The organism is Pseudovibrio sp. Ad13 (assembly GCF_001623225.1).
Taxonomy (GTDB): domain Bacteria; phylum Pseudomonadota; class Alphaproteobacteria; order Rhizobiales; family Stappiaceae; genus Pseudovibrio.
In genome coordinates this window covers 109647-132030 of sequence record NZ_LMCC01000034.1, presented here as the reverse complement: position 1 = coordinate 132030, position 22384 = coordinate 109647, and the positions used below count along the sequence as shown (strand labels likewise).

The window sequence follows — 22384 nt, the reverse complement described above, 5'->3', positions numbered from 1 at the left end:
TGGTTTTCCTTATTTCTCCTGTATAGCTATTTCTAGTCTTGTTGTTTTCCTTCCAAATGACAGGTTTCAACCAACAGGGTAATGACCGCATGTTTTCATTGAAGGGCAAGAAAGCCCTTATTGTTGGGGTGGCGAACAGCCAGTCCATTGCATGGGGATGCGCCAAAGCCATGAAGGCACAAGGCGCAGAACTGGCTCTTACATACCTGAATGACAAAGCGAAAAAGCATGTGGCCCCACTGGCAGAAGAAGCCGATGCAGCCATTTTTGCGCCGCTGGATGTGACGAAACCTGATGAGGTGGATGCTCTTTACCAGCAAATCGAGCAGGTTTGGGGGTCGCTGGACATTTTGCTCCATTCCATCGCCTTTTGCCCGCAGGCTGACCTGCATGGCCGGGTGGTGGATTGCTCGGCAGAAGGGTTTGGCGTGGCCATGGACATCTCCGTGCACTCCTTCCTGCGCCTCATCCGCAAATCGGAACCGCTGATGCCTTCCGGATCCAGCGTCATGACCGTGACGTTCCATGGCTCGGAAAAGGTGATCAGCCACTACAACATCATGGGTCCGGTGAAAGCCGCGCTGGAAAGCACCACGCGCTATGTGGCTGCCGAACTGGGCCAGAAGGGCATCTCTGTCAACGCGCTGTCCCCTGGCCCGCTGGCAACACGCGCCGCCAGCGGCATTGCCAGCTTTGACGAGATGCTGGCCGACGCGACCGAGCGTGCTCCCACCCGAAAACTCGCAAGTATTGAAGACATTGGCGCATATGCCGCCTTTCTGGCCAGTGATGAAGCCCGAAACATCACCGGCGTGGTTCACCCCATTGACGGTGGTTACCGCATCATTGGTTAGGCCGGCACCGAGGTAGATTATGCAAGTAGAACTCTTTAGCAAGCGAACCGCCCAGTACTTTGAGGCTCTCGCTGAACAAAACCAGTTTTTGCAGGTCGCCAACTCACGACGCTCCACGCGCCTGATGAACGACCTTCAGAAGAAACAGGCCAAATCAAAAACCAAAAGCGACGCACTGGCCGCATCCTGGGGCCCGTACGACACGCCCAAGAAGCTGCTGGATGCCTGGTCGCATTATCTCAAAGAATCCAGCGAACGCGCCATCCTGACCATGGATGCCCTGCGCGAAGCCAGTGACACATACTTTGACCACATGGCCAAGGGCTGTCCTCCGGTTCTCATTTATGATTACGAGGTGGTTGTTGAGGGCCGCAACCTGCCACGCCCCTGCAACTACATGCTTTTGAAGGTCATTCCACCTGAGGGCGTGGAGGTGCTGGACTGGAAGCGCCCCTATGTGATCATCGATCCGCGTGCAGGCCACGGCGCAGGCATTGGCGGGTTCAAGAATGACAGTCAGGTGGGGGTTGCCCTGCGTGACGGGCACCCCGTGTACTTTGTCGCCTTTCACCCCATGCCAGAGCCCAATCAGGAGCTGTCGCACGTCACCCATGCCGAAGCGGCCTTCCTGCGCGAGATCATCTCACGCCATCCAGACAGCCCTAAACCCATTGTGGTTGGCAATTGTCAGGGCGGGTGGGCGACTGCTATTCTGGCAGCGGTCTATCCGGATCTGGTGGGGCCGATTGTGCTCAACGGTGCGCCCATGTCCTATTGGAGCGGCAAGATGGGGCAGGACCCCATGCGCTACTCCGCTGGCCTGACAGGCGGCATCGTACCTGCCTTGCTCTCCGCGGATCTGGGCAACGGCGTCTTTGATGGTGCCAATCTGGTGCAGAACTTCGAGATGCTGAACCCGGGCCGCAACTGGTTCCGCAAGTACTATGACCTTTACACCAACATCGACAAGGACGAAGAGCGCTACCTGGAATTCCAGAAATGGTGGAGCGGCTTCTACTACATGACGGAGGAGGAGTTCCGCTGGATTCTGGACAACCTTTTCATCGGCAACAAGCTGGCGAAGAACGAAGCCTTTCTGGAACCGGGACGCCCCATTGACTTAAAGACCATCAAGTCCCCGATCATCGTGTTTTCCTCCTACGGCGATAACATCACTCCGCCCGATCAGGCGCTCAACTGGATTGCCGACACCTACACGGATGAAGCGGAAATCGAGATCCTCGGTCAGCGTATCCTCTATATGCTTCATGATCAGGTCGGGCATCTGGGCATCTTTGTCTCCTCCAGCGTGGCCAAGCGAGAACATACGCAGGTGGCTTCTACGCTGAAGACCATCGAGGCCATGCCTCCCGGGCTCTATAAACTGCAGATTGAAGAGCAGAAGGGCAAAGGCTGTGATGCCAAATTCAAGGTGAGCTTTGCCCGCAAAACCATTGATGAGATGCTGCTGGAAACTGGTGAACGCGACGAAGAAAAAGCATTTGCCGGTGTCGCCCGCTTTTCCGAGAGCTGGGAGGACGTGTATGACAGCACCATTGGCCCTGTTCTGAAAACCATGAACAGCGCGCAGGCAGCGGATGCAACGCGCGATATGCACCCCATGCGGCTGGCAAACGGCGCTTTTGCCTCCACCAATCCCTTGATGTTCTGGCCCACCATGGCCGCCGCAGCGGTGAAGGAAAACCACACACCCAACATGGCCAAAACACCCTTCCATTACTGGGAGGAGCTGATGGCCGACAGCATTGAATACGGCTGGGATGCGCTGAAGGACATGCGCGAAGCCTTCATAGAAAACAGCTTCCTCACCTTCTGGGCCTCACCGCCTGCCGTGGAATACGGCAAGGCCTTGTCCTTCCGCCGGCCAAAAGTGCCAATGCAGGACCTGCACAGTCTGACCAGCATCCAGAACGCGCTCAAGAAGATCGAGAAGGGCGGGGCAGCCGCAGCCATCGTACGCATTGTGCTGATGATTGCCGACACCCGTACCGAAGTGCGCGGCGAAAAGCTGGAGCGGTTCAACGAAGTGTTGACCACATGGGCACCGTTCAAATCCATGGATCCGAAAGAGCGCAACTTCCTCATTCACGATCAGACTCTCATTTCCCGTTTCGAAATGGAAGCCGGTTACAATGCCCTGCCGGGCTTGCTGAAAAGCGAGAAGGACAAGACCTTTGCGTATAAGGCCGTGTCCTACATTATTGGCAAGGAAGAGAATATGGCGCCCAATTCTCTGGAACTGTGGCACTGTCTGAAGAAGTCGCTCAAATGGGGTTAGGAAGGTTTGATGACAACAACCTACAAGAATACTCCGTACGACCAGATCGAAGTTGGCATGGAAGCCATTTACGAGCGAACCTGCTCTGCGGATGATTTTTACGTCTCCGCCCATGCCTCCGGCGACCTCAACCCTATCCACCTGCCCAGGGAAGATCGCGAGGGCGAAGGCGACTTTGAGGGCGTCGCCCCCTCGCTCTGGGTCGCCAGTCTGATCTCTGCCGTGCTGGGCAACCAAATGCCCGGACCGGGCACGCTCTACAAAAGCCAGAGCCTGCGCTTTTTAGGTCGTGCTTATGAAGGGGACCATCTGACAGCCCGCGTGAGGGTGACGGAAAAGCTGCCCGATTACGTCGTCACGCTGCAAACCACCGTGGAACGTGCGGACGGTCAGGTGATTGTGGAAGGCGAGGCCGAGGTTATCGCCCCGCGCACCAGCAAAATCGCCAAGGCCGTCAGCTTGCCGGGTCTGACTGTGCGCAGTCATGAGCACTTCGATAGACTGCTGGATCAAGCCCGCCCGTTGCCTCCTCTCATCACCGCCGTTGTGGCGCCAGAAGACCGCAAGTCACTGGGCGGCGCCCTGCTGGCAGCCGAAAACACGCTGATCGAGCCTGTCCTGATTGGCTCTCGCGAAAAGATCGAGGATGCCGCAGAGCGTCTTGGCAAAGATCTGGCTCACTGCGATATCATTGATGTTGCAAGCCACAGCCAGGCGGCAGCACAGGCCGTGGCCATGGTGCGCGAGGGTAAGGCGCAGGCGATCATGAAAGGCCAGCTCCACACCGACGTGTTGTTGGCGGAGATCGTGAAACGGGATGTGGGCCTGCGCACTGACAATCGTCTCAGCCATGTGTTTGTGATGGATGTGCCGGGACTGGACCATTTGCTGTTCATCAGTGATGCGGCCATCAACATTTCACCGGATCTGGAAGCCAAGGTGGATATTGTCCAAAACGCCATCAATCTGGCACTGGCGCTTGGGCAGCAGCAGCCCAAGGTGGGCATCCTTTCAGCCGTGGAAACGGTGAACACCAAAATCCCCTCCACCATGGATGCAGCGATCCTATCCAAAATGGCAGAACGCGGCCAGATCAAGGGCGGCATCGTGGATGGCCCGCTGGCCATGGATAACGCTATCGACATTGATGCCGCGGTAACAAAAGGCATCACCTCCTTGGTTGCTGGTAGGGCAGATGTACTGGTTGTGCCCAATCTGGAATCTGGCAATATGCTAGCCAAGGAATTGGCCTTTGTTGCCCATGCAGAAGTGTGCGGAGTGGTTATGGGCGCCCGGTGTCCGGTGATCCTCACCAGCCGTGCAGATGACGACAAGGCCCGGTTAATGTCTTGCGCTGTTGCGCTTCTTTACGCTGCGAGCCAGAAAGCATGAGTTTTTATTTTACGCTCAATACCGGATCGTCCTCCGTCAAGTTCGCGCTTTACAAAGCGCAGGCTGAGCCTGACCTTTTCATCTCCGGCATTGTTGAGCGTCTGGGCCCTTCTGCCCGCTTGAAGATGCAGACACCCGGCGAGGACATCGTGCGGGAGCTGGGCACAGTTGACCATGCCAGCGCCGTCGTCGCCATCTTCGCCAAGGTGGAGCCCTACTTGCAAGGGCAGCCTGTCGTTGGCATAGGGCACCGCATCGTTCATGGCGGCAATGCCTTTTTCAAACCAACAGAGTTGACCTCTGAGGTGGTGCAGAAGCTGGAGCAGATGGTTCCGCTGGCCCCGCTACACCAGCCATACAGTCTGGCAACCATCCGCGCAGCCAAACAGGTGTTTCCGGGCGTGCTGCAGATCGGCTGTTTTGATACGGCCTTCCATGCCGGTCACACCTTCCCCAATGACGCCTTCGCCATTCCACGGCATTTTTATGAGGAAGGTGTGCGCCGCTATGGCTTCCACGGGCTTTCCTTTGATTACATCTGCAGTGAAATGCGCCGGGAACATCCCGATGTCGCCAACGGACGCCTCGTCATCGCCCATCTGGGCAACGGCGCCTCTATGTGCGCGGTGGAGGAGGGACGTTCCATCAACGCCAGCACCAGCTTTTCTGCCGTCGACGGCCTGGCTATGGGCACACGGTGCGGACGGTTGGACCCGGGCGTCATGCTCTATCTGATGCAGGAAAAAGAACTATCGGCAGCAGAAATCGAGAGCATCATCTATCGTCGCAGCGGGCTCTTGGGATTGTCAGAGGAATCTTCTGACATGCGCGTGCTGGAACATTCAGAAGAACTGTTTTCCAAGCAAGCCATCAACTACTATTGCTACCAGATCCGCCGCGAGGTGGGTGCCATGGCCGCCACTCTGGAAGGCATCGACGCCCTGATCTTCAGCGCTGGCATTGGCGAGAATTCAGCCCGGGTGCGCTCCAGCGTGTGCGAACCACTGGAGTTTCTCGGCATCACCATCGATCAGGAAAAGAACATGGCCAACGCACCGGAAATCGGGACCGGACCGGTACGCGTCTTCATCATGCCCACCAACGAAGAACAGGTGATCGCACGGGCCGTCGCAAAAGCTGCCATGAAAACTCAATAGTGAGCGACTGGGCTTCAGAACAACTTCGCGGTAAACGTGTTTCATATTCAATGCCGCACGTTTTCAGTGAGTCCCCTTATGACTGTCCTCTCGCCAACCGTCACCATCCGCCGCCTTTCCATTGATGATTATGAGGATGTCGTCATGCTCCTGAATGAGCTGACAGATGGCATTCCGCTTGTTTATGGCAAAGACGGGCCAGCGCAATTCGCCAAGCTTTTGCAACATGACGGCACCTCTCTGTTTGGTGTGGAGATTTACGACCAGATCGTCTCCTGCGCCACGCTCCATATTCTACCCAACATGACCTATGGTGGCCGCTCGTATTGCCTTGCCGAGAACGTGGTGACGCTGAAAGCTTATCGGGGCAGAGGCTTTGGCCGCATGGTCATGGATGCTCTGCGAGATGCCGCCTGGCAAGCCAACGCCTACAAAATCATGCTGCTGACCGGACAAGACCGCGGCGCAAGAGGCTTTTACGAAAGCCTCGGTTACAAAGCCGACCAAAAACACGGCATGGTCCTGCGGCAAGTGCCACCGTATAAAGCGCCTGCTGCTTAACCCTGCTTGTTACGCCAACTGCCGGTGGGCCTTGATGTGGTCGATGAATAGGCGCAGGGCCTGCAGGTTTTTGTATTCACGCGGGTAAAACAGATAGATCGGCTCTGTTGGTTTCAGGTAATCCTCCAGCAGGCATTGCACCTTTGTCAGGTCGCACTGCATCAGCGCATACTCGCGGAAAGTGAGCACCAATCCCATGCCTTGCTCCATCAGCTGCAACTGAGAGGGCAGGGTGTTGAGGATCAACCCTCCTTTGATATCAATCTCCACGGTGTTGCCATCCACCTCAAACACCCATGGCGCCAGCCGTCCTGATGTTTGAAACCGGTAGTGAAGGCAGTTGTGCACGAGGAGGTCTTCAGGTTTTTCCGGCGTGCCATGCTCAGCCAGATATGCCTTGCTGCCAAGGACGGTCAGGGGTTGCGGGTCAGAGATACGGATCGCAATCATATCCTGCGCAATCTTTCCCCCCAGACGAAGCCCGCCGTGCAAACCATCTGCAACGATGTCGACAATGGCGTCCGTCAGAGAAAGCTCCAGCTGTATCTCCGGATAAGCAGCCTGAAAGCTGGGCAGAAGATCTGCAAGGAAGGAGTGAAACACAAACTCAGGCAAGGTCAGTTTTAAACTGCCACGGGCGCTGCTGCCGTGTTCCTTTGCATCATTTACCGCTTGCCCCAGCAGGTCAAACGCCGCGCCCGCCCCACTTTGCAACGCACGACCCGCATCCGTCAGGGCTACCGACCGGGTGGTGCGCACAAACAGGGCCGTCCCGAGCTGTTCTTCCAGCGATTTCAACTGATGAGACACCGTGGACGGTTTGATGCCAAGCGCCTGAGCGGCTCCTTTGAGACTGCCGTTCTGTGCAATGGCGTTAAACACTTCCAGCATGGCAAGAGGCAAACGCATTATTTGATACCATACATCTATTGGATTGATATGGAGGCAATTAATAGCATGTATGCATCCTGTTATAAAGCAGAGATCAGATATTCTAAGAGGCCTTCCTGCGATGAAAACCCTTGTGCTCACTGCCCATCCCGACCTTTCAAAATCCCGTATCAACCGCTCCTGGTTTGAAGCATTTGCCGCAACAGATGACATCACCGTGCTTGATCTGGCCCGTGTTGGCGGCCCAACTCTGAGCTTTAACGTTGAAGAACAACAGCAACTCCTGCTCTCTCACGATCGCATCGTCTTCCAGTTTCCGTTTTATTGGTATTCCGCCCCGCCAGCGCTGAAAGCATGGCAAGATCAGGTCCTGTCCTACGGCTTTGCCTATGGCCCGGGTGGCACCAAACTGGCTGGCCGGGAACTGTTGCTGGCTATCTCTACCGGCGGACCGGAGGACAGCTATCACGCAGGCGGCTACAACAATTTCAGCATGGATGAGTTGCTCAAACCCTTTCAACAGACTGCCCTGCTGACTGGAATGGTTTACCTGCGCCCCTTCGTCTTGCACGGCCTTGCAGTTGTTGATGACGCCGCGATCGAAGCTTCCAATACAGCATTGCTCGCACATGTTCTGGACCCTGAACTCAACCCAGTCATCAAAAAAGCGCGGCTGGACAAACTGCTGGAAAACAACGCCAAGCTCGCTGCCCGCGTCAGCGCCTGACCACTTTCAACGTTCCATTTTTCAAAATGGCGGGCCTTTGTGCTCGCCTTTTTCTGCTCATCCAAAACCTTAGCCAATGGGCAAACCGAGAACTCAAACAGCTCATTCATTAAAAATCGATTCGATCTTTATCAAACGCATCTTCTTCCCGCTGCTCAGGTCTCTTAGCCTGTCGTTTCAAAGCACAGCTTTGTTTTAGCAATTTGTTTCACGCCCTTGTTTTCATTGCGATCCTTTAGAAGAATAAACCCACTGTGGCATTATGGATGGGCGACATGGTGGTGACTTTGTTTTCGGTGCCTTGATCTGTTGGTCAGCACTGCATTCATTTTCAGAATTCTTTTTTTATGGCCGAAGCTCGGGGGTCGCTTCCTGAAATTTGGTCATCTGAAGGCTGGAGGGACACCATTCCTGTCAGACTTAGCGTAGGACACATTGCTCAACACCGCCTTGCCTCCAACCATAAGCAGGACCACGGTATCAATGCCCGTTTTGAATCTTTTTCAACGGGAGGGGACGCAAAACTGACAGAACGATGTGGCCTCGCAGGTCCCTTTCTCAATCGGGACTGTAGCTCCTTCGTTCTCCAGCCTTCAGGAATATTTTAAGCGCAGATTGGAATTACCACGCACAAGTTGCAGTATAGTACCGGGTAGAATGTCTGTTGAATCGAACAACTCAATGAATGAGCCGAGACCTGAGGTGATTTACCGGCCCAGCATCAACTGGGATGAATGGCGCGAGGGGGTCGCCGAAGCAACGGGAGAGGCTTGTCTGGCTTCCAACACCGCTTCACCGGAGGCCTTTGGTGCGGGCGTGCGCGGATTTCGCTATAAAAGTGGCTTTGTGGCAACCATCAACGCGACCCCGCACAGGTTCATCCGCTCCAGCCAGCGCATTGCCCGCGATGGCATGGATGCTGTGTTTGTGCAATTTTATGATCACACCCACAATTGCGTCACCCACATGGGCCAGGAGAGCGTGGAACTCCAGCCCGGTCATCTGATCGTGCAGGATATGGCCGAGCCGTTTATGGTAGACCACAGCTCTTACAAGCTGATGACACTGGCTTTGCCGCGAACGGCACTGGCACCGTTCCTCCATGGCGATCGCACCTACCCAACCCTATGCCTTCCCGCAACAGGCGGCTCGACCAATGCAGTGATCAGCATGATGCAGCTGCTTCGCGGTCAACTGGGTTACCTGTCAGATGAGGATGTCACTGCAATCGTGGAATGCATCGCCAAGCTGGTCGCCAACCAGATGAACAACGGCCCGAGAATCCCATTTGCACTGGATGAAAACAATCAGACTGCAGCGCGGTTCTTACAAGCCGCCGAGTACATCAGCCGGACCTATACCAACCCACGCCTGAACAGCACGGAAGTGGCGCATCACCTCAACGTGTCTCGCACCACCCTCTACCGCCTGTTTGAGCCCATGGGCGGCTTCATGGCCTTCCTGCGTTACATCCGCATGAAACACGCCATGCGCAAGCTGCTGCGCTCTGGAAGCCATACAGTCAAGATCCAGCAGATCGCCGAGAGCTGTGGTTTTTCGCACGCCTCCAGCTTCACCCGCAGCTTCAAAGAACACTACGGCGTTTCTCCCCGCGACATCCTGATGGACATCGCCGCCGGGCAAGACCACAAAACCCGCATCTCCAGCGGCATCTTCTCCAACTGGCTCACTTCGCTAAAAGAGGCGAAGTTGAACTGAGGGGAGCTTGATCCTCTGAGATCAAGTTGACCCCAGGTATCACAGCGACACAGTACCTGCATACCTTCACAAATTGCCTTATATCCATTTCATAGAGCGGTCTAAAGTGACCAACCGAGAGGTCCGTATCGTTAGGATCTGGCGTGATCTGTGGGTAAAAACATAGCAACGCAGGAAAACGCAAAAGCTTTCAAAGGAACGCACAAAACAACGCAAACGCTCACAGCTTTTGGATGCTACCAATTTTCAACGTGAATATCATCGATATTTCAGCATGTTAGATTAGCGCCGTTGATGGCAGAGACACGACATTTCCAACTGGAGCCGGATTGGTAGCATTGACAGGGCGAAGGCATCATCAAAGAGTTACTGTGATTTATTCTCTGATAAGTTTTGAGCGGCGCAATGATCGTACTTGGTAATTCTGAAAGCTGGCCCGGCATTGGCACCACCGCCAGTCACCTGCAAAACGGAGCACATGGGCTTGATGCCTTGGTGCCCGGACTATCTTTGGTGGAAGCTGAAACCAAGGTGCGCAGTGTAGGCTATGGCGGTTGGCCGAACCTGTTGGGAAACATGGAGTTTGACGCCAGCGTAATGGACGGCACCACCCGTGATTACGGCGCGGTTGCAGGCGTTCCAATGACGCTGGAGGTCACCCGTCTGGCAAAGGCGGTGCTGGATAACTTGCCACACACAATGCTGGTGGGTGAGGGGGCTCGCCGTTACGCAGATGAGCTTGGGTTTGCAAAGGATCCCGCCTTGCTGGAACACAGCAAACAGGTGTGGTGGCGCAAGCTGGAAGAGGTGATGAGCGACGAGCAGAAAGCCGCCTTTCCCAACACGGATCTGGCACCGTTGACCAAAGCAATCACCGACCCTGAAAAGGTGCGAGACACCACCGTATTCCTTTGTAAAGACAGCCAGAAAAACATCTGCACCGCCACCTCCACATCAGGTTGGGCCTGGAAATATCCGGGGCGTGTAGGCGACTCTCCCATTCCCGGTGCTGGCTTTTATGCTGACAGCCGTTATGGCGCGGCCGCATGCACTCATACAGGTGAAATGACCATGCGCTGCGGCACCGCCCGCACCGTTGTGCTGGCCATGAAGCTCGGCGTTTCGCTGGATGATGCGTTGCGGCTGGCGATCTCTGAGTTGCAGGAGCTGGAGAGCGGTTACATCGGCGGTGTTGTGATCCATGCCATTGATGCAGCGGGCAAACACAGCGTGGTCAATGTGGGGTGTGACGAGGAGATCGTCTATTGGGTCTGGACGCCGGAGCTCGGTCAGCCTGAAAAACGCAAGGCCATTCGGGCAGAGGATTTGATGGCGGGTCAGGTGGAGGTTCAGTCATGAAGCTGGAAGTGTGTGTTGACACCATTGCCGGAGTGAACGCTGCTGTTGCTGGCGGAGCTGACCGGATTGAGCTGTGTTCCTGCCTCGCCATGGGCGGCCTGACGCCGTCCGTTGGCCTGATGGAACTGGCGGCCAAAGCGCCCATCCCGGTCTACGCCATGATCCGTCCGCGCGGGGGTAACTTCATCTTCTCCCCGCAAGAGGTGGACCAGATGAAGTGCGAAATCGATGCTGCCCGTAATACCAATTTGGCCGGTGTTGTTCTGGGCGCAAACCAACATAACAACGTACTCGACGCTAACCTATTGAATACACTAGTGGATCATGCTGGCGATCTTGGTGTAACGCTCCACCGCGTCATTGACCTTGCCCCAGATTTGAACGAAGCCACCCACACTGCTGCTGAACTCGGCTTCGAACGCATCCTCAGTTCCGGCGGTGCTTACAAAGCTATTGATGGGATTGAGAACCTAGCCGCCATGCACAAAGCCGCAGCTGGCAGGCTCTCTGTGATGCCGGGGTCAGGTGTTAACACTCAGACGGCGCCCGATATCTTACAAGCTGCTGGTTTCACTGAGATTCATGCAGGCTGCGGTAAAACTTATCCGCAAGACCAGCGTCTGCTGGATTTTGGCTTTGAAAGCGCCGGAGAAAAACGGACCGATGAAGAATTGGTGAGATCACTCAAAGAAGTAATTCAGGTAAATGCATAAAACAATTAACACCGCAATCAATTTTTCCGAAAATTACTTATCTTTATTTCTCAAACCCAAGCAAACTAAGTAAATCAAGGCACTCCTGCAAGTGCAACACCAGACCGCAACGTCCCAGTTACAGGAGAGATGAGGATGCTGATGAATTTGTTGACCTCAGAGACTGATGAATTTGCCACATAGATCACATCTTTATCTCTGATTTCAAAGGCTTGCGTCAAAAACATACCACTTGGCTCTCTCAAATTGAGACGGTAGACAACAGGCACTGTCCCGAACTCCTCATGTTGCTCATGTGGAGGAAGCAACGGCATCATCTTTTGCCGGTCCTCAAACCGGAACAGGAAAACCCCCGTAGCGTCCGCAGTCCCATCATGCAAACCACCTGACATTCCAATGGCTTCCGAGAGACTCACCCGCGAGGAAGGGAAGTCATATTTGCGCCGGGCAACAACCGCACCAAACACGGTGAAGGATTTAGGCTGGTGCGTAATGGAGATAATGTCCTTCGGCCGAAGCCAGATATTGTTAGCTGGTTGCTCCGAAATATCGTCCAGACTAAACCGGAACTTCTTGTCATCTCTCATGACAGTAACAAACGACTCATAGTCTGGATTCCGCGTTCCACCGGCTTCTGAGATTGCCTCAACCAGACTCAGACCATCTTCATGCACACGGAACTGGCCCGGACGCATCACATCACCAATAACAATGACCTTGTGCGATCCATTTGCCTGAAGGTTTACAACCACTTGCGGATCGACAGCCTTACCCTCCAACCCACTGAGAATCTGTTCGCGAACCTCAGAGATACTCTTGTTCTCGACTTTGAGTTCCCCAACATAAGGCACGTAAATATTGCCTTGGTCGTCAACCACAAGGCCAAGCTCAGTTCGTTTTTGACCCTGCGTTGAGAAAAGCCCGTTTGGAATGGACTCCCAAATCCCAACAGAGAGCTGATCACCAACACCAACGCGGATCGTGCTTCTCTTGCCCTTGCCGACGCGGAATTCTTTGGGAGGTAAGTTACTGGCATAATTGGATAAATGCTGAACTGTCGGAACATCAACATCCAGCATGACATAGCTCAGCGACTGCGCATTACGTTGAGAAGTTGCATTCTCCACCTGATAAGCGCTTGGGCCATGTCCTGGAATTTCCGAGCACCCAACCACTGCAAGCAGCAGCGCAGGCACAACGAGCAACTCCAACCAGCGAGATATGTGCAAACATGTTTTCACATGCGGACACTGACCTATTCGCAGGCCTTCGAGTAGCCGCTGGATTTGGCCATTGCCTGTTTAACGCACTTCAATTTCGGGGATTTTTCGCGCGCTTGTCAGCTGCTCTGATCAGAGATAATCTCACTAAGGTACTGCAAACAAACGTCTTTGTAGTCATGCGTATTGAGGGCAATGCTCGTGTTGGACCACGAGCATTGCAGGGGAAATCCTACCCGTTATGGGCAGGCAATCACTTCAATCTCGACGAGAGCGTCTTTTGGCAGACGCGCAACTTCCACACAGGACCGTGCTGGGAACGGTGCATCGTTGTCTTCAAAGAACTTGCCGTAAACTTCGTTCACGCGCGCAAAGTCATTGAGATCTTTCACGAAAACCGTTGTCTTCTTGATGTTCTTTGCTGCAAGACCTGCTTCTTCAACAATCGCCAGACCGTTCTTCAAGGATTGAAGGGTCTGCTCAGCAACATCTGCAGGCATCTCACCGGTTTCCGGATTGATTGGCAACTGGCCGGACGTGATAATCATCTGACCAAGGTTCACGCCCTGAACATACGGGCCAATTGCTGCAGGAGCTTTGGAGGTATCGATAGCTGTCATTGTTTTTCCAGTTTTATAGGCTTGTTAAGTGGAACTGTTCAGATGGTGAGACGAATTCCTGTTGCGCCGCAATAGTTTGCAGCTCCCACTCGTCTTTTTCCTGCGTGGTTTTAAGCACGCCATACACCGCGTTATTACAGTGCTGGAATGCTTCTACTTCAGAAAGACCATTTAGATAACCAGCGGCAAATACAGATGTGATTAGATCTCCGACGCCAACCGGTTGGCGTTCAAACGGAAGGTGCGGACGCTGTGCCAGATGACTGCCTTGCTCACTTGCAAACATCATGGTGAAGGCATCATCAGAAACGCTGTGCAAATGCTTGGCCAGAACCATTTTAGGTCCAATTTCCATAGCCTTAGCGCATGCTTGTTTTGCTTGTTCCAGTGTTTCGATCGGCTCACCAATGAACTGTGAAAGTTCAAACTGGTTGGGCACGATCACATCCGCAATCGGCATCACCTTGCTCACCAGCAACTCGGCAACACCTTCACTGACAATGCAGCCTTTGTCAGGCGCACCCATCACCGGATCACAGAAGTAGAGACACTCAGGATTGTGCCGCCGGACTTCCTTCACGATGTCAACAATGACGTCACAGTGAGAAGGGCCACCAAGGTAACCTGTTACAATACCTTTGATTTGAGAGAGGACATTCAGTTTTGCCAGACCCTCAAAGATTTCAGAGATCTGCTTGGCATCATGGGCCTGTCCGGTCCAACCTTGCGGATGTTGGGTATGGTTTGAAAACTGGACGGTGTTGATAGCCCAGACCTCATGCCCCATACGTTGCATCGGAAATACAGCGCAGCCGTTGCCAGCATGGCCATATGTCACGTGGGATTGGATGGAGAGTATGCCTTTCATTTCAAATACCTCGTATCGGAACTGAGGCTCACAACCGCGAGCCCCAGCAGAGCGTCATGCCATTCTCGGCGCTTATGGATAGACTGGAAGTGCGTTGAACATTCCCAGAATGTGACTGACGGCAACCAAAATGCCGAAGCCAAAGACCACCCAGACAAGAGCCTCGCCGCCCCAAACGCGGAACTGAGGATTGCCGAATTTCTTGCGGCTGACACGTACCATCAGAGCAGGGACGATCGCCGTCCAGACTGTTGCTGCAAGGCCAGCGTAGCCAATCGCGATGATGAAACCATCTGGAAAGAAGATGCCACCGATCAACGGAGGAACGAAGGTCACAGCTGCGGTTTTCGCACGACCTGCAGGGCTGTCATCAAACTTCAGGAAGTCCGCCAAGAAGTCGAACAAACCAAGCGCGACGCCCAGGAAGGAGCTGGCCACAGCCATGTTACCAAATGCGGATAACATGTTGGATGCAGAGGTGTTTTCCACTGCACGGCCAAGAGCTTCCACCAGTACGCCGATGTTACCACCCTGTTCAATGATTGGGCCAAAATCAGCTCGTGAGATGTTGCCCAATGTGGCAAACAGCCAGACAATGTAAAGTACCAATGCAAGGAAAGTGCCTGTACCAAGGCAGAGTAAGATCTTCTTTGGCTCCTTGCCATAGTACTTCATCAGGCTTGGTACGTTGTGGTGATACCCGAAGGAAGCCAGGCAGAACGGCATTGCTGCGAACAAATACGGGAAGTAACTCCCCATTCCCATATTATTGTCGCTGTCTAAGAAGACTGCAGCCTTCATGTTGAAGGTGTAACCAGTCACAGACATGAAGAATGTGATGATCATGCCACCAAGAAGGATGGTTGTGATGCGATCAACTGCCTTGGTAGACCACCAGACAAAGAACGCCAGACCCAGAGCAAAGATCAGACCAGCCAACATCTGCGGAGGTGCAACACCCAATGTTGCATCCAGTGTGTGAACCACAATGGACCCGCCACCGGAAATGTAAGCGTAGCAGAGAATGTAGCCGACAAATGCAACGGCAATGTTGTTTACGGTGTTCCATCCAGTCCCAAGGGTGTCTTTCACCATGGTATCGAAACTGGATCCGACCGGATAATTCAGGTTTGTTTCCAATATCATAAGGCCGGAATGCAGCATACAGAACCAGGTAAAGGCCAGAGCCAGAATGGCCCAGATGCTCCACATACCAGCACTAACGGTTGGAACGGAAAACATACCAGCGCCGACTGCTGTGCCGGCGATGATCATAGCCCCGCCTAGGAAGGATGGACTGATTGTTGCAGTGGATTTTCCCAAACCACCGACTTGTGTGCCCTCAGACATTTACTTCTCTCCCGTGAAGTAGTTTTGTTATATCCGTGAGGAAAGAAGGGAGGCACAGAGCAGCGCCTCCCAAGTTGCCAAATTATTTGATTGGCTTCAAACGTGCAGTGAAGTGACGAAGCACAGATGGCTCGTATTCAAAGTCGAAACCTTTGATATCCTTCGCATTTTTCGCAACGTTGATCAGAGCATCCGCGATATAATCCATGTGGTCATTGGTGTACACACGACGTGGGATTGTTAGGCGCATGAGTTCCAGTGGTGACTCTTTTTGCTGGCCGGTGGCTGGATCGCGGCCAAGTAAGAATGAGCCAATTTCAACTGGGCGTACACCGGATTCCAGATAGAGCGCGTTACACAAAGCCTGCGCCGGGAACTGGTCTCCCGGGATGTGCGGAACGATCTTCTTCGCGTCTACGAACACCGCGTGACCACCGGTTGGGTACTGAATTGGCACGCCGCCTTCGACGAGACGATCGCCTAAATACTTAACCTGGCCAATACGATAGTGCAGGAAGCTCTCGTCCGCACCTTCATGCATACCCCGTGCCAGCGCTTCCATGTCGCGACCGGCTAATCCCCCGTATGTTACGAAGCCTTCCATTGGGACGCAGAGGGTCTGGACGGCCTGGAACAGCTCTTTCTTCTCCCGGATGGCGCACATGCCGCCGATGTTGACCAGCGGGTCTTTCTTGGCGGACATGGTGAGCATATCGCCGTAGGAGTACATTTCGCGGATGATGTCGGTGATGGACTTATCCGCGTAGCCTTCCTCGCGCTGCTTGATGAAATACGCGTTTTCGCAGTAACGGGCGGAGTCGATCACAACCGGAATATCGTATTTCTGGCCGATCTCGTAAACAGCCCGCATGTTGGCCATGGAAACTGGCTGACCGCCGGAGCTGTTACAGGTCACTGTGGTGATGATCGCGGTGATGTTCTTCGCACCATTTTCCTTGATCGACGCTTCCAGCTTCTCAAGATCGAAGTCACCCTTCCAGTCGTAGTAAGTGGTTGTGTCATAAGCCCGTTCGTCTACCACATTGACGACTTCGCCGCCGTTCAGCTCTACGTGCGCGGCCGTGGTGTCGAAGTGGTAGTTGGAGATGAACACGTGCTTGTCTGCATCACGCACTTCCTTGGCGCGACGGATCAGCGCCGGGAACAGGATTTGCTCTGCACCACGCCCCTGGTGGGTTGGCACCATATATTCATAACGGAAGAAGTGATGGACAGCTTCTTTGAGGTTGTAGAAGTTGCGGGATCCGGCATAGGCTTCATCACCCATCATCATGCCCGCCCACTGGTAGTCAGACATGGCGCCCGTGCCGGAGTCTGTCAGCAGATCGATGTAAACGTCATCACTTGCGAGCAGGAATGGATTGTAACCTGCTTCAGCCAATGCCTTTTCGCGGTCTGCGAAAGTGGTCATTTTGATTGGCTCAACCATTTTGATGCGGAACGGTTCAGGGATACGTTTCATTGTTCTAGTCCTTACGTCATGTTTTTACTGCGCATTCTTTATCCAAATACTGGCTCCCACCTTTGGGAACACGCAGCGGCGCACGAGTTGGGTCGCTCTCCAACCATTGGGCGCGAAAGTTTTCAAGCACCTGAAATTACAGGCGGTTATCTTGGAATTTGTATTTTGCGGCAGCAGTCACCAGATTTGAAAGTAAGACGCAGCTCACCCGTTCACTGTCAGAGACGGTGTGAGTAGTTTTGCCCGATAAAGCGCAAGGGTAGATGTACTTTACCCGTTACTCCAAGTAGATTGGGCGTCAAACATTCAAATTTTTAAAGGGACTGATGGGCCTGTAGGCTTATACGCACACATTTGGGAAGTCATAGGCAAGACGAACATCTTGCGTAAACCATGCCAAACTCTTTTTATTGCGATACTGAAGAACCAGTACTGACCGGCTCATGGCCTATTCCTCATCTTTACTGCATATCATGTGATAGCAAAGGCATATGAAACCACATTTACCCATGTGTCAAGCAGCTATTCTACGTCTTTCCTACGGGGTTGCCCCTAGAACAAGTATAAAGGTCAGTATAGACTTCATGAGGCATTAACAGACGCTGTAATATTCGACGTCACACAGTAAATAATTTTGTAAATTCTTATATTCCCCTTCAAAGCAAGATTTTTTGCGGGGCTTTAAGGCAAAACCGCCTGAAGACGCCCAAGAGTGAAGCGCATAAATCAATAGCAGATACACGAGCACCGCCACGAACTCTTGATATCTCAGAGATTTCTTTCCTGTTAAATTTCACAGAGAGCAATTATTCCAAGTTATTTGCAGTGGAACCTCTCTTTGCGACACTTTTTGGCAGCCACCACGTTATCCCCGTAAGAAAATTGCGCACTCTCGCACTTATCCTCCCCAGCCAGCAGCTCAGCCCTTTGCCGCGCCAGTTGATAACTTCCTTACTCACCAGGTAAAAATCTTTCTCAACGGCCAAAACCAGAACCCACCATACATGAAACCCACTCAGCAATTAGCCTCGCATAGCAACGCGTTCGTTTGCGTTCTTTCGTGTTTTCCTCCGTTTTTTAAGGATTTCATTGTGCGGCGCAGAAGGGAAGGTGGGCCAGCGCTCCAAAACTCAATTCCTCTTATGTTGGCATATCAAAGAATTTGATGACTGCCTTTTTGTGCGCATTGGGTTTAATATGCAAGAAGCCAAGATCAACGTGCCAATTGCTCCGTGCAGTTTTACCAATTGGCCCTTTTTCCATCGGGCGCCTTTTGGTATTAAGAACGAGATGACGAAACTCAACCGTCGTCTCTGTAACATCATGAAATGTCTTCGCCAAGGAAATCAGATACTTTAAGAATAACTCAGAATTTTTCAGTTGCTTCTTAGCGTCTCTGATGTCATCAGATTTTAGCTCACCAAGTAAAACTTTCAATTTTGATTTATATTTGAAGACGACCACAAAATCGCAACTCTTGTTAACCCCTGAGCCATCATCCGGATTTACATAACAAGAAAGTTGCTGGTAACGACTTTTATCTTTTGCTGCTGCGGGACAAAAATCTAGTTCGAATGCAAACACACTCGTGGGGACATCTTGGATGGCTAACTCTTTAATTTTTGAGTCATCACCACTTTCCTTTATTATAATCTCATTGTTTCGGCCAGATGGATGAAGTCGAACATTCGGATTCACGAGATTAGGAAGAACAGTAAGCAATATTCAAACCCCTGCATGAAAGTATATTTCGTTGGAAATTTGATTTGCTTTTTTGATCAAGTTATCGAATATATGTATATCAATCCCTTCATCAGTCACGCTCTCTTTTTCAGGATGCCTTTATCTGAAACCGAGTATGCTTCAACTTGCTTTGGGCTAAGAATATCCTCACTTATATACTTATGTTTCTTCATAACTTTTTGCTTATCTTCAAAATCATTACTCAGAATTACAGAGTTATTAAACTCTCTGATTAGGAAATCACTATGTGTAGTAATCAGAACTTTGACACCTGAGTTTACGAGGCGTGTGATAAGTCGCGCCATTTTTCTTTGATTATCAGGATGTAAATTTAACTCTGGCTCATCAATAATTAACAAGCCACCAGGAAGAGAAATGTAATTTATATACAGATCGATCAAGAATAAAGATTTGACCGATGAGGAAGCCACATAAAGGGGAACTTGGGGACTATTCCTCCTTCTAGGTTTGTACTGAAGCATTCCATCACTGTTCTTAAAACTCCCAGCAACCAAATCTTTAAGCGCATCTAATACAGGTGCATAAGTATTAGCATTTCGCCGCAAATAGCTCTTGGATTTTACGATCTGATCGAAATCTCGAACTACATCAATGTTATCTTGAATAGGAGTAGCGTATCTCGATCTCATGCTATTAAGCATTTCAATCGGATCTAGTTCTTTTGATTCTGCGATATGTGAGAGTAGTTTGTTTTTACTGATATCCAACTCTTTGTAGAATAATGCTACACCTGTTCTTTCAGAGGTAACAACAAATGGAGCTCCCCATCCTTGATCAAAAATCGACTTCGCAATCATTCTTGAAATTTGTGCTTTCAATCCTGGTTTTGAAATGTTCTTTTTGAAATCCCCCTCACATGTAATAATCAGATTACTATCACCTTTTTCTTTAGTGAATAGAACCGAGAAACCTCTCCTGTTACGCACTCCTGAATTAAACTTATTGTCTGTATTGAACTCACTATCGTCTATTTCTAGGCTAACTTCCGATTTTTCAAAAAAACCCTCAGGAACACTGAAGAATGAATCAAGATCGCTAGAAAACGATTCATTTGCTCCAGATACATAATCATCTATCAACTCTTGATAGTGAGATAGATCAATGATCGTTTCCTGAGTATCTATCAACTCATCGATGATTTTATCATCTACAGAGAAGACAGAGTGTTCGAGAAAGGACCTCAAATATCCGTATATCGCGTAACTTAAATATGTTTTCCCGGTATTGTTCGGACCACTAACTATAGTCAGATCGCCCATCTCCAACTCAGCGTTCGAAATAAAGCCAAGATCTTTAAATTTAAATTTCATATTAAGCTCTTCTGGTTGAAGCCAATGCAACTCCAAAGGAATACGTAGTAGCTATCATTTTATAAAATGGTAACTACTTTCAACATAATACAAAAGCCCTTTCAATCCTTTGCAAACAAACAATCATTGATTGAAGTGTTCACTTATTGTTTCAAGTGAGATATTAGCTTTCTTCATGCTGACGCATCGCGACTAAAAGTCCTGTCGTTAAAATCGAGTAAACCTGCTGTATAAGCTATTGCCACGTAGCACAGGCTAACAAATTGGGAATACTTCTCACATTCTCCCTTGGTTAGTTACTGGATTGCATAATTAGCTAAGTAGCCACCTCTAATCGCCTCTTACAATCATACAACATTCTCGACCCCACCGCACTTTGGCACTGAGTGTCCGGATGTTGGCGTGATGTGTCTTTCCGGGTGCTCGTGTTTTATGGGGTCAGGAGGGCTACCCGTCGGTGGTGGGGGGTGTTCTCCGTTCCCTGAAGCAACGTGCCAGCCAAGAAACCTTAGTTTCTTTTCAAAAGCATCGCGGTCCTGCTGGCTTTGGGAGAGGCTTTTGCATTGTCGGTTGGTGTGTTTTTTGTGAGACCAGCCGAGCCACTGTTTTTTTGTCGGCACCTCCCAATTCTCCCAAGAAACAGCAGGTTGGAGTTTGCCTATGGGTGGCACTGGGAAGCACCTATCCCAAGTAATGGAGCTGTCTCATCGAAAAGCAACTCACCGCGAGAAGGATCGGAAGACTTCATAAAGCTGGAAGAGTTGTTTTTGGGAGTTGATGTTCATTTTGTAAAGGGCACTTCTGAGTTGTTTGCGGACGGTGTCGAGCCGGACGGAGCGGCTTTTTGAGTAGGCTTGCAGGGACTGGCTGGAGAGGACGGCGCAGATCACATTTGTCTCAGCTTTTGAGAGCCGGAAGGCATCTGCCATGTTCTCCAGCACAGCACGATCTGCCTGCTCCGTAGTACCCGTCATCATGATCTTCACCGCCAGATACTGCGCGGCCTCAACAGCTCCACCTGCCGCCTGTGGTTTTGGGTTAAACATCTGGATCAGATAGGTTATGCCGGATCGCTCATCCGTCAGCTTCAACAGGGGCAGGCCACCGTGAAGGGCGCTGACATGCGCCTCTGCCAGTTTTCTGTTGTGCTTACGATCAGCACAGGCAAGGCCTGCTTTCTTCAGCTTCAAAAACCCGTACTCCAGAATCTCAAGAGCCTCTGGATTGATGGAACTGATGGTATGCTGTGAAAAGACGATGAGGCCAAATGGCAGCTCTGCGGCAACGCGGTCTTGCAACGACAGCTTCATCTCAAGGCTCTTGACCCTTTGCCGATAATGCAGAGCCCGGCTGGCATGCGGTATCATGCGCTCAAACATCTTCCGCTGCAAAGGTGTGAAGCCATCTCCGGCCCTGAGGGAAGACACACCAAACCAGCCGAAGTTATCGCCCTTGGTCAGGTTCGTCCCCATAAGGTCATAAACCTCATATTTGGGGAGCAACTGGTGGACCGGGTTGGTTTTCAACCCATGCTCCGTCGTTATCTCCGCATCGGTTATCACCTGTCCATAGGGAGATTTGTGAACCCGCTCTATTCGGTAATCATGGGGGAAATAGTCTGTGGTGTATTCAAGCTCGAATGCGGTATCAATCCGCGCCACATAGTTGAGACGCTCCTCAGGTTTTGCAGCATCATACGTGTAAAGGTGAACGCCAGATGTTCCCAGCATGTCACTGGCCGTGGTGAGGGCGTCCTCAAACAGATCGGGGTGCTCTACAGACTCATATAACTGAGTGAGAAAGAGTTCAAAATTCTTTTCCATGCCTCTAAATGTGTAAACAGCAATGATTCCTTAAATATTCGATACAGTTACCGTAGCGTAGTGACAATAAATATCAAACAGGATTTAGGTGGTATATAGCTTTTGCAGAGTAACACAGGTGAGGCAGGCCTATTAATCGAAGGATCAGAACACGCCGGGTATCTGTCGGAGGTGTGCTCTTTTTCTTCTGCAAGCCCCCATTTGGGGAATGGTTGGAGGCCCGCGTTTCTCTTAATCTTGCAGGTAAGCTGATCGCATTTCAAAACAAACACTG

The 22384-nt window shown here is 51.6% G+C and carries 18 protein-coding genes; 9 read left to right on the top strand and 9 right to left on the bottom strand.

The features are described from left to right. Nucleotides 1-89 precede the first annotated feature (89 nt). The 5 genes from fabI (at nt 90) to PsAD13_RS25870 (ending at nt 6263) form a co-directional block, all read left to right on the top strand. Nucleotides 90-854: an enoyl-ACP reductase FabI gene (gene fabI, locus PsAD13_RS25890; protein ID WP_057461408.1), complete on the top strand. Its 765-nt coding sequence runs from the start codon at nt 90-92 to the stop codon at nt 852-854. A gap of 19 nt (nt 855-873) precedes the next feature. After that, entirely contained in the window at nt 874-3153 is a 2280-nt protein-coding gene (locus PsAD13_RS25885) for a DUF3141 domain-containing protein (protein WP_063319932.1), read from the top strand. Nucleotides 3154-3162: 9 nt separating this feature from the next. After that, a complete protein-coding gene (locus PsAD13_RS25880) occupies nt 3163-4545 on the top strand; it encodes a bifunctional enoyl-CoA hydratase/phosphate acetyltransferase (RefSeq protein ID WP_063319931.1) in 1383 nt (460 codons plus the stop codon). Beyond that, nucleotides 4542-5702, top strand: coding sequence for an acetate/propionate family kinase (locus PsAD13_RS25875; protein ID WP_063319930.1), 1161 nt, complete (start codon nt 4542-4544; stop codon nt 5700-5702). Before PsAD13_RS25880 ends, PsAD13_RS25875 begins: the two co-directional genes overlap by 4 nt. 78 nt (nt 5703-5780) lie before the next feature. Continuing rightward, a complete protein-coding gene (locus PsAD13_RS25870) occupies nt 5781-6263 on the top strand; it encodes a GNAT family N-acetyltransferase (RefSeq protein ID WP_063302886.1) in 483 nt (160 codons plus the stop codon). A gap of 9 nt (nt 6264-6272) precedes the next feature. On the opposite strand, the gene PsAD13_RS25865 is transcribed toward PsAD13_RS25870, so the two are convergent. Further along, nucleotides 6273-7172 (bottom strand): LysR family transcriptional regulator, encoded by a 900-nt coding sequence (locus tag PsAD13_RS25865; RefSeq protein WP_063302885.1) that lies wholly within the window; start codon nt 7170-7172, stop codon nt 6273-6275. Nucleotides 7173-7275: 103 nt separating this feature from the next. Between PsAD13_RS25865 and PsAD13_RS25860 the strand changes: the two genes are divergently transcribed. From PsAD13_RS25860 to PsAD13_RS25845, 4 genes are all read left to right on the top strand, one after another. Continuing rightward, entirely contained in the window at nt 7276-7881 is a 606-nt protein-coding gene (locus PsAD13_RS25860; protein WP_063302884.1) for an NAD(P)H-dependent oxidoreductase, read from the top strand. Between the two features lie 681 nt (nt 7882-8562). After that, complete coding sequence (locus PsAD13_RS25855; RefSeq protein ID WP_084404837.1) at nt 8563-9600, top strand: helix-turn-helix domain-containing protein; 1038 nt, start codon at nt 8563-8565, stop codon at nt 9598-9600. 405 nt (nt 9601-10005) lie between these two features. After that, the gene (locus PsAD13_RS25850; RefSeq protein ID WP_063319928.1) at nt 10006-10959 is read left to right on the top strand and encodes a N(4)-(beta-N-acetylglucosaminyl)-L-asparaginase; all 954 of its coding nucleotides are present in this window, start codon (nt 10006-10008) and stop codon (nt 10957-10959) included. Next, complete coding sequence (locus PsAD13_RS25845; protein WP_063319927.1) at nt 10956-11672, top strand: copper homeostasis protein CutC; 717 nt, start codon at nt 10956-10958, stop codon at nt 11670-11672. The genes PsAD13_RS25850 and PsAD13_RS25845 overlap by 4 nt, the downstream gene beginning before the upstream one ends. A 74-nt stretch (nt 11673-11746) precedes the next feature. On the opposite strand, the gene PsAD13_RS25840 is transcribed toward PsAD13_RS25845, so the two are convergent. The 8 genes from PsAD13_RS25840 to PsAD13_RS25805 all read right to left on the bottom strand — a co-directional run bounded on the left by PsAD13_RS25840 (nt 11747) and on the right by PsAD13_RS25805 (nt 22110). Continuing rightward, on the bottom strand, nt 11747-12868 hold the full coding sequence (locus tag PsAD13_RS25840) for a polysaccharide biosynthesis/export family protein (protein ID WP_208986945.1): 1122 nt from the start codon (nt 12866-12868) through the stop codon (nt 11747-11749). 263 nt (nt 12869-13131) lie between these two features. Continuing rightward, nucleotides 13132-13512 (bottom strand): RidA family protein, encoded by a 381-nt coding sequence (locus PsAD13_RS25835; protein ID WP_063293372.1) that lies wholly within the window; start codon nt 13510-13512, stop codon nt 13132-13134. Between the two features lie 13 nt (nt 13513-13525). Beyond that, nucleotides 13526-14380, bottom strand: a complete 855-nt coding sequence (pdxY, locus tag PsAD13_RS25830; protein WP_063293371.1) for a pyridoxal kinase PdxY — start codon at nt 14378-14380, stop codon at nt 13526-13528. A gap of 72 nt (nt 14381-14452) precedes the next feature. Continuing rightward, nucleotides 14453-15730, bottom strand: coding sequence for a tryptophan permease (gene mtr / locus PsAD13_RS25825; protein WP_063319926.1), 1278 nt, complete (start codon nt 15728-15730; stop codon nt 14453-14455). A gap of 82 nt (nt 15731-15812) precedes the next feature. Next, the gene (locus tag PsAD13_RS25820; protein WP_063319925.1) at nt 15813-17213 is read right to left on the bottom strand and encodes a tryptophanase; all 1401 of its coding nucleotides are present in this window, start codon (nt 17211-17213) and stop codon (nt 15813-15815) included. 1140 nt (nt 17214-18353) lie between these two features. Next, a complete protein-coding gene (locus PsAD13_RS25815; protein ID WP_063319924.1) occupies nt 18354-18935 on the bottom strand; it encodes a hypothetical protein in 582 nt (193 codons plus the stop codon). 95 nt (nt 18936-19030) lie between these two features. Beyond that, the gene (locus PsAD13_RS25810; RefSeq protein WP_063319923.1) at nt 19031-20287 is read right to left on the bottom strand and encodes an ATP-binding protein; all 1257 of its coding nucleotides are present in this window, start codon (nt 20285-20287) and stop codon (nt 19031-19033) included. Between the two features lie 719 nt (nt 20288-21006). Then, nucleotides 21007-22110, bottom strand: coding sequence for a hypothetical protein (locus PsAD13_RS25805; RefSeq protein WP_063319922.1), 1104 nt, complete (start codon nt 22108-22110; stop codon nt 21007-21009). Nucleotides 22111-22384: the final 274 nt, after the last annotated feature.